The sequence below is a fragment of the Bradyrhizobium nanningense genome (genome assembly GCF_004114535.1).
Classification (GTDB): domain Bacteria; phylum Pseudomonadota; class Alphaproteobacteria; order Rhizobiales; family Xanthobacteraceae; genus Bradyrhizobium; species Bradyrhizobium nanningense.
In genome coordinates, this window is sequence record NZ_LBJC01000077.1 from 86469 (window position 1) to 95055 (window position 8587).

Below are 8587 nucleotides of genomic sequence, written 5' to 3' on the forward strand. Positions count from 1 at the left end.
CGTCGCGGGGGCCGCGGTGCAAGCTTACTCGGCGGCTTGCTTGACGGTGCCGCGCTCGGGCGCTTCGTCGCCTTCGTCGTCATCCGAACGGCCCCAGGTGGAGAACCAGTTGTTGAGCTTGTCGAGATAGAGATAGACGACGGGCGTGGTGAACAGCGTCAGCGCCTGGCTGACGATCAGGCCGCCGACCATGGCATAGCCGAGCGGCTGGCGGATCTCGGCGCCGGTGCCGTGACCGAGCATCAGCGGCACGCCGCCGAGCAGCGCGGCCATCGTTGTCATCATGATGGGACGGAAGCGCAGCAGCGCGGCCTGGCGGATCGATTCTTCCGGCGTCTTGTGCTCGCCGCGTTCGGCGGCGATCGCAAAATCGACCATCATGATGCCGTTCTTCTTCACGATGCCGATCAGGAGGATGATGCCGATCAACGCAATCAGGCTGAAGTCGAAGCCGGCCACCATCAGGATCGCGAGCGCGCCGACGCCGGCCGAGGGCAGCGTCGACAGAATCGTGATCGGATGGATGTAGCTCTCATAGAGAATGCCCAGGATCAGATAGACCACGACGAGTGCGGCGAGGATCAGCAGCGGCACGGTGCCGAGCGACTGCTGGAACGCCTGCGCGGTGCCTTGGAAGGTCGAATTGAGCGTCGGCGGCGCGCCGAGCTCGGCCATCGCCTTCTGCACGGCCTCGGTTGCCTGGCCGAGCGCGACCCCTTGCGCGAGGTTGAAGCTGATCGTGGTCGCCGGAAACTGCCCCTGATGGCTGATCGAGAGCGGGCGGACCGGATCTGTGGTCCAGGTCGCGAACGTCGACAATGGCACCTGGTCGCCGGTCAGCGGCGATTTGAGATAGAGCTTGTTCAGGCTGTCGAGATTGCCCTGCATCTCCGGCAGGATCTCCAGGATCACCTTGTAGGTGTTGAGCTGGGTGAAATACTGCGTGACCTGCCGCTGCCCGAAGGCATCATACAGCGTGTCGTCGATCAGCTGCGGCTGGATGCCGTAGCGTGAGGCGGTATCGCGGTTGATCTTGAGCTGGACGGTGGTGCCCTGCGTCTGCTGGTCGGTCGCGACGTCGCGCAGTTGCGGCAGCGTCTGCATCTTGGCGAGAATTTTGGGCGCCCATTCGTTGAGCTCGTCCAGATTGGCGTCCTGCAGCGTGAATTCGAACTGCGTGCGCGTTGGCCGGCCGCCGAGCCGCACGTCCTGGGCCGCCTGCATGTAGAGGCGGGCGCCGGGGACCTTGTCGAGCTGGGGACGGAGGCGCGCGATGATCTCCTGGGCCGAAGCGTCGCGCTGATCGCGCGGTTTCAACGTGATGAACAGGCCGCCGTTGTTGCCCGCCCTGCCGCTGCCGCCGATCGCCATGGCGACGCTGGCGACGCCGGGATCCGCCTGCACGATCGTGGCGAGCGCCTCCTGCCGCTCCTTCATGGCCGCGAAGGAAATGTCCTGCGATGCTTCGGAGGTGGAGGTGATCAGGCCGTTGTCCTGCTGCGGAAAGAAGCCTTTGGGGATCAGCACGAAGAGATAGACCGACAAAGCGAGGGTCGCAAAGAAGATGAGGAGCGTGATGCGCTTCCAGCTCAGGGCGATGTCGAGAACATGCTCATAGCCGCGCAGCATCGCGTCGAAGGCGCGTTCGCTCCACTGATAGAAGCGGCCGTGCCTGACCTCGCCACGGGCGCGCAGGAAGCGCGAGGCCATCATCGGGGTCAGCGTCAGCGAGACGACCATCGAGACGAAGATGGTCATCGCCAGCACGACGGCGAACTCGCGGAACAGGCGGCCGATGATGCCGCCCATCAGCAGCAGCGGGATCAGCACCGCGACCAGCGAGATGCTGATGGAAACGATGGTGAAACCGATTTCCTTCGCGCCCCTGTAGGCGGCGGCCATCGGCGCTTCGCCTTCCTCGACGTAGCGGGAGATGTTTTCGAGCATGACGATGGCGTCATCGACCACGAAGCCGACCGCGATCGTCAGCGCCATCAGGGAAAGGTTGTCCAGGGTATAGCCGGTCACCCACATCAGCGAGCAGGCGCCGAGCAGCGCCAGAGGCACGGTGATCGTGGGAATGACCGTCGCCCAGAAGCTGCGCAGGAAAATGAAGATGACCATGACCACCAGGAAGATGGTCAGGAGCAGGGTGAACTGGACGTCTTCGACCGCGGCCCGGATCGTCTGGGTTCGGTCGCTCATCAGCTCGATCTTGATCGCGGGCGGGATCGCCGCGACCAGGCGGGGCAGCGCCGCCTTGATCTTGTCCACGGTCTCGATGACGTTGGCGCCGGGCTGCTTGAATATGACCAGGAAGACGCCGCGTTTGCCGTTCGCCCAGGCCGCCTGCTTGGCGTCTTCCGGACCCGTGACGGCCTGCCCGATGTCGCGGATGCGCAGCGGCCCGCCGTTGCGGTAGGCGATGACGACGTCGTTCCAGTCCTTGGAGTGGGTGAGCTGATCGTTGGCGTAGATCGTGTAGGCGCGGTTGGGGCCGTCAATGTTGCCCTTGGGGCTGTCGACCGTCGTGATCGCGATCTGGCTGCGCACGTCCTCCAGCGACAGGCCCTTGGCGACGAGCTTGGCCGGATCGATCTGGATACGGATTGCCGGCTTCTGCTGGCCGCCGATGATGACCTGCGCGACGCCGGAGATCTGGCTGATCTGCTGCGCCAGTTGCGCATCGACGGAATCGCTGACGGTGGTCAGTGGCAGGGTGTCCGACGTGGCGGACATGATGAGGATTGGCGAATCCGCCGGATTGACCTTGCGGTAGGTCGGCGGCGACGGCAGGTTCTTCGGCAACTGGCCGGAAGCCGCGTTGATCGCTGCCTGAACGTCGTTGGCGGCACCGTCGATGCTGCGGTTGAGATCGAACTGAATGGTGACCGACGCGGTGCCCAGATAGCTCGTCGAGGTCATCTGCGCGATGCCGGGGATCTGGGCGAACTGCCGCTCGAGCGGCTGAGCCACCGACGAGGCCATCGTCTCGGGGCTGCCGCCCGGCAGGTTGGCGGTGATCTGGATGGTCGGGAAGTCCACCTGCGGCAGCGGTGCGACCGGAAGCAGGGGATAGGCGACGAGACCGATAAAGAGAATGCCGGCCATCAGCAGCGAGGTGCCGATGGGATATCGGATGAAAGGTGCCGAAATCCCGCCCCCGGTCATTCTTGTCGTACCTTGATCTGGGCCGGATCCGAGCTCGCCACCGCCGTCGACACGAGGCTTCCGGGCTGGACTTTGAACTGACCGCCGACAATCACCTGCTGCCCTGGGCTCAGGCCTTCCTCGATGACCGCCCGTCCGTCGATGGCATAGCTGACCTTGACCTTGTGCACCTCGGCCTTGTTGTCCTGATTGACGGTATAGGCGTAGAGGCCGTTGGTGGAATGCTGGACCGCATCATCCGGGACGACGGTCGCATCCTTGAGCGTCCGCACCAGAAGCCGCGTCGAGACCGATTGGCCCGGCCACAGCGTGTGGTCTTTGTTGTCGAACACAGCCTTGAGCCGGATCGTCCCGCTGGTCGTGTCGACCTGGTTGTTGATGACAGCAAGCTTGCCCTCGGCCAGCGTCTTCTTGCCGTCGGTGGTGAAAGCGACCACCTTGAGCGCACCGGTCTTCTGGCCTTCGCTGATATAGGGAAGCTGGTCTTCCGGCGCCGTGAAGATCACGGAGATCGGTTCGACCTGCGAGATCGTGACGATGCCGGTCTGCGTCGAGGCGTTGACGATGTTGCCGATGTCGACCTGGCGCAGGCCTGCGACGCCGGTGATCGGCGCCTTGACCTGGGTGTAGTCGAGCTGGGTTTGGGCGTTGGCGATCGCGGCTTCGTCGGCGGCGATCTGGGCGGTGAGCTGGGCGACGGTCGAGCGCTGGGTGTCGACTCGCTGCGCGGTCGCGAATTCGCCGAGCTTCATGGCGCGCTGAAGTTCGAGATTGGCGTTGGCGAGGCTCGCCTCGTCCTGCGCCTTCTTGGCCTTGGCCTGGTCGAGCGTCGCCTGATAGGGACGGGGATCGATCGAGACCAGAAGCTCGCCCTCCTGGACGATCTGGCCCTCCTTGAAGGTGAGTTTGTCGATCTGACCATCCACCCGGCTGCGGACCTGGACGGTGTTGAAGCCCTGAACCGTGCCGAGACCGGTCAGGTAGACGGGGAAGTCGACTTTCTGGACCGGCGCAACGCTGACAGGGACGGCGGCCGGGCGGGGTGGTCCCTTCTGGGCGGTCTGGGTTTTCCCGGCCCCAGGTCCGAATTTCTGCCAACCATAATAACCCGCGGAGGCCACGGCCGCGATGATCAGAAGCCAGAGGATCGGCCGGGACTTTTTCATGTCGTCTCGTGTCGGCTCGTATGCCCTAAGCTAACGAATTAAGGGGCAATCGCAGGGTTCCAGCGCGTTTCTATAATACACGCCAAGTTCCAGTGTAAACAGCACTATCCGTTGAGAAACCTAAACAATTGGAAAGCTTTGCACCGTCTGGGCAATGCTCTGGCGCGGCGGTGTGCAGTGCTGCATTTTCTCGGCCGGGTCGGTCGGGCGAGTCTGTGCGGGACTCGCAGACAAATGTGCTCGCCCCCAATGACGGCGCGCCGAGCCGCCGCTCGGTGCTGCTGACAAGAATGGTTCTAAATCGCGCGGACGCCGTTTCCGTTGTCAGCAATTTCGGCATCGTTCATATCGGCGCCGCCACCAATGGAGCGCAGCATGGACGAATTGAACGGCAAGCTGATCGCGTGTCAGATTCTGATCACCGGATTGATCGCGCGGGTGGCCAACGAGCAGCGCGATCCCTTGCGCTTCCTCACCGACTTCCGGGACGAGATCAAGGCCGTGGTGAGCGGCGTCAACATCGCCGGCATGGACAGCACCGATCGCGTGCGCGCCGTCGCGCAGAAAACCGTCGACGAATTGTTTTCGCTAATGAAGCCGCCGAGCAGCGATTGATGCTGTAAGAGAAACTGCGATTGTGCAGCGAATGGCGCTGTTTCTTAGAACGAGTCCAATATTGATTTAGAACGATTTCAAACTGCAGTTTAGAATTGTTTTGATCTGGATTGATTCAAGGGTTCTTGCGAGGCGTTCGCATTGACCCGCTATTTTGCTGCCGATACCAACACTCATCGTTCGTCGACGTGAATGAGCGAACAGGAAGATGGGGCGTTGGTAATGGGGCAGGTGGTCGCACCGAAGTCGTTGCGTTCGGTCGCAGCGTTCGATCTGGTGGATGAAAAATTCGCAGGCGTTTCCGGCAAGAAGGCCTCGGCGGTTGCAAGCTTGATCGCGGTGGCGTCGGTGTCGAGCGGCGCACAGGCGCAGCAGTCGAACCTGCCGCCGGTGACGGTCGATGCTCCGGTCGAGCGTCCGCGTCCGGTAGCCTCGAAGCCTTCGCCGGAGCAGGTCCGCGCCCGCAACGCGCTTCGCCGTGCCGCGCAGCGCCAGCAGGCGCAGCAGACGGCTCCCACTACGCCGTCAGGCCCCGCCGATGCCAATCCCTATGCCGATCCGGCGGCGCCCTACAAGGTCGACCACGTCCAGGCCGGTGGCAAATTTCCGGAGAAACTGGTTGATACGCCGAAGTCAATCACCGTTCTCAGCAAGGAAGTCCTCGAGGACAAGAATGCCACGACGTTGAAGCAGGCGATCCTCAGCACGGCCGGCGTGACGCTGGGCTCGGGCGAGGGCGGCAACGCTTTCGGTGACCGCTTCTTCATCCGCGGCTTCGACGCGCGCAACGACATCTTCATCGACGGCGTGCGCGACTCCGGCGTCAGCGTGCGCGAAAACTTCTTCACCGAACAGGTCGAGATTCTGCGCGGTCCCGGTTCCACCTTTTCCGGCCGCGGTGTCGCCGGCGGCGCGATCAACATCGTCACCAAGCAGGCGACGACCGGGAACAGCTTCTACAACATGGACAGCACGTTTGGCACCGACCAGACCAAGCGTGTCACGCTCGACGTCAACCAGGTGATCGACCCGACGCTCGCCGTTCGTGTCGGCGGCCTGTTTCAGGATGCCAATGTCGCCGGCCGCGACTACGTCACCGACAACCGGAACGGCGCCTTCATCGCCATGACCTGGAAACCGACCGACACTATCAAGGTCACCGGCAACTACATCCACACCGAACTGACCGGTCTTCCAGACTTCGGCGTGCCTTATTATCGGCCGAGCACCTCGTCCACCGCTGGCGGTCCGTTCCCGGATTTCGGAGCGAGCCGCAGGAACTGGTACGGAGCGATCAACCGCGACTTCTATCGGACCGGGCAGGATATCGGCACACTCAACGCGGAAGTGCAGGTCACCCCTGACCTGATGCTCAGCAACAAGTTCCGCGCGTCGCGCTCGACTCAAAACTACATCGGAACGTTGCCGGAATCCCCCTCGCTAAAGGACCCGCTCTCGGCCTCGACGCTGACGTCCAATCCGCAGAGCCGCTTTCAGATCACCGACGTGCTCGCCAACCAAACCGAGGCGACTTACAAATTCCAGGATGCCGCCGGGTTCAAACATACAGCGTTGGCCGGCGTCGAAGTCGATCGTGAGAGATCTTCGATCGACAGGTACTTGAATCTCACCTCGGAGGCGACCGGCCTTCCCACAAGCCCGTCCGGCTCACCGACGAACACCAGCGTCTTCTTTCCGCAAAACACCTACCTGCCTTACGACATTCCCTCGCTGTCCGGCCTTCCGACCAAGGTCGCCATCGATACCGTCAGCGGTTATGTCATGGATTCCGCCAACTATCGCGATCTGGTGATCCTCAACGGCGGCTTCCGCTATGACGACTACAGCATCAAGGCATCCGGCTATTCCGCCAACGGCACGTTCGGCCAGCAGTCGGCGGAATTCCTGATTCCCAACTTCAATCTCGGCTTGACCCTGAAGCCTCTGCCGAACGGCAGTGTCTATGTGGCCTACGCAACTTCCGCGAACCCGGTCGGTGCTGAGTTCGACGGGACCAGCACCGCCTATGGCGGCCTCAATCCGACCCTCGCCGGCGGTAACACCCAGATATTCGGGCCCGAGAAAAACAAGGCCATCGAACTCGGCACCAAGTGGGAATTGTTCGACCGCCATCTGCTGCTGACCGCGGCGCTGTTCCAGACCACCAAGGAAAACGCGCGCGAGTCGCAGAATGTTGGTAGTGCGGCCGCTGCTGCCCCCTTGGGATGCGTCTATCCGACCGGAACGACCGGCAACATATCTTGCATCACCGCCGGTGCCGCCTACCGCATCCGCGGCATCGATCTCGGCGTGGGCGGCAAGATCACCGACAAATGGAGCGTGTTCGGCGGTCTCGTGCTGATGCAGTCGGAAGTGACGCAGTCGCTGGCGCCGTCGGCCAACAAGACGCTGTATCCGACCAATGTCGGACGTCCGCTCGCCAACGTCGCGCACGAGTCGTTCAGCCTGCTGTCGAAATATCAGCTCAACGACACCTGGGAATTAGGCGGGCAGGCAGTGTATCGCTCCAAGATCTACGGCGGCACCTTGCTCGCGGCCAATCAGGGCACTTCGCTTCCGAGCTATTGGCGTTTCGACGCTTTCGCCGAGGCGAAGCTCGACCAGCATTGGAAGCTCAAGCTGTTCGTGAACAACATCTTCGACAAGCGCTATTACGACGCACTGTACCAAAGCGCAGCACCGTTCGTGCTGGAAGCACCGGGCCGCGCTGCCTACGTGGTGCTCTCCGCGCGCTACTGATGGAGCAACAACGAGTTTCATGCTGACATGCATCGAAAACGTTCTCAGCAAGGATGATGTGGCGGATTTCCGCCGCATCATGGACGCCAGCACATGGGAGGATGGCCGCTCTACCGCCGGCGCGCAGTCGGCGATGGTCAAACGCAACGAGCAACTGCCGCCCGATAGCGAAGTCGCGCGAAAACTCGGCAACCGCATCATCTCGGCGCTGACGTCCAACCCGCGCTTCATCGCGGCGGCGGTTCCGCTCCAGATCTTCCCGCCGCTGTTCAACCGCTATGCGGCCGATAGCGGCCACCATTTCGGCCTGCACGTGGACAATGCGATCCGCGGTGACCGCCTGACCGGCCTTCGCATCCGCACAGACCTGTCGGTCACGCTGTTCCTCGCCGAGCCGGAAGAGTACGATGGTGGCGAACTTGTGATCGAGGACACCTACGGCTCGCACGAAGTCAAGTTGCCGGCCGGCGACTGCGTACTCTATCCCTCGACCAGCCTCCATCTCGTCACCCCCGTGACGAGGGGAACGCGGGTTGCGTCTTTCTTCTGGCTTCAGAGCATGATACGGGACGATCAAGCCCGGAGCATGATCTTTGACCTCGACACCGCGATACAGGCGCTGGTGGAACGGCTCGGGCGTGACGATCCCGAAACGGTCAAATTGACGGGTATCTATCACAACCTCATTCGCTACTGGGCCGAAGTATGAAGACCATGTCCTTCCAAGCAAGCCTTGCCGCCGCCGTCATGCTGACGGCCGCCTGGCTCGCATCCCCCGTTTCCGCCCAGGCACAAACGCCGCCCTCGGCGGCGGCGCAGCAGGCGGCCCAGCCGCCCGCGGCCGGCCCGGCCCCGGCGGCCGCGCCCTCGGCAAC

The 8587-nt window shown here is 62.8% G+C and carries 5 protein-coding genes; 3 read left to right on the top strand and 2 right to left on the bottom strand.

Annotated features, from left to right (window positions below):
• Positions 1 to 24: 24 nt before the first annotated feature.
• Together XH84_RS34815 and XH84_RS34820 are read right to left on the bottom strand one after the other, a co-directional pair.
• On the bottom strand, positions 25 to 3171 hold the full coding sequence (locus XH84_RS34815; RefSeq protein WP_128916224.1) for a multidrug efflux RND transporter permease subunit: 3147 nt from the start codon (positions 3169 to 3171) through the stop codon (positions 25 to 27).
• On the bottom strand, positions 3168 to 4337 hold the full coding sequence (locus XH84_RS34820; RefSeq protein WP_128916225.1) for an efflux RND transporter periplasmic adaptor subunit: 1170 nt from the start codon (positions 4335 to 4337) through the stop codon (positions 3168 to 3170). Before XH84_RS34820 ends, XH84_RS34815 begins: the two co-directional genes overlap by 4 nt.
• Positions 4338 to 4712: 375 nt before the next feature.
• Here XH84_RS34820 and XH84_RS34825 point away from each other — a divergent pair, with 375 nt between their 5' ends.
• The 3 genes from XH84_RS34825 (at position 4713) to XH84_RS34835 (ending at position 8421) form a co-directional block, all read left to right on the top strand.
• On the top strand, positions 4713 to 4952 hold the full coding sequence (locus XH84_RS34825; protein ID WP_128916226.1) for a hypothetical protein: 240 nt from the start codon (positions 4713 to 4715) through the stop codon (positions 4950 to 4952).
• A 222-nt stretch (positions 4953 to 5174) separates the two neighbouring features.
• On the top strand, positions 5175 to 7712 hold the full coding sequence (locus XH84_RS34830; protein ID WP_128916227.1) for a TonB-dependent receptor: 2538 nt from the start codon (positions 5175 to 5177) through the stop codon (positions 7710 to 7712).
• Between the two features lie 19 nt (positions 7713 to 7731).
• Positions 7732 to 8421 carry a Fe2+-dependent dioxygenase gene (locus XH84_RS34835; RefSeq protein ID WP_128916228.1) on the top strand — a complete coding sequence of 230 codons (690 nt, stop codon included), beginning with the start codon at positions 7732 to 7734 and terminating at the stop codon, positions 8419 to 8421.
• Positions 8422 to 8587: the final 166 nt, after the last annotated feature.

Coding starts and splice junctions, on each gene's coding strand:
- XH84_RS34815 (WP_128916224.1), bottom strand. CDS start 3,171: ATGACCGGGGGCGGGATTTCGGCACCTTTCATCCGATATCCCATCGGC.
- XH84_RS34820 (WP_128916225.1), bottom strand. CDS start 4,337: ATGAAAAAGTCCCGGCCGATCCTCTGGCTTCTGATCATCGCGGCCGTG.
- XH84_RS34825 (WP_128916226.1), top strand. CDS start 4,713: ATGGACGAATTGAACGGCAAGCTGATCGCGTGTCAGATTCTGATCACC.
- XH84_RS34830 (WP_128916227.1), top strand. CDS start 5,175: ATGGGGCAGGTGGTCGCACCGAAGTCGTTGCGTTCGGTCGCAGCGTTC.
- XH84_RS34835 (WP_128916228.1), top strand. CDS start 7,732: ATGCTGACATGCATCGAAAACGTTCTCAGCAAGGATGATGTGGCGGAT.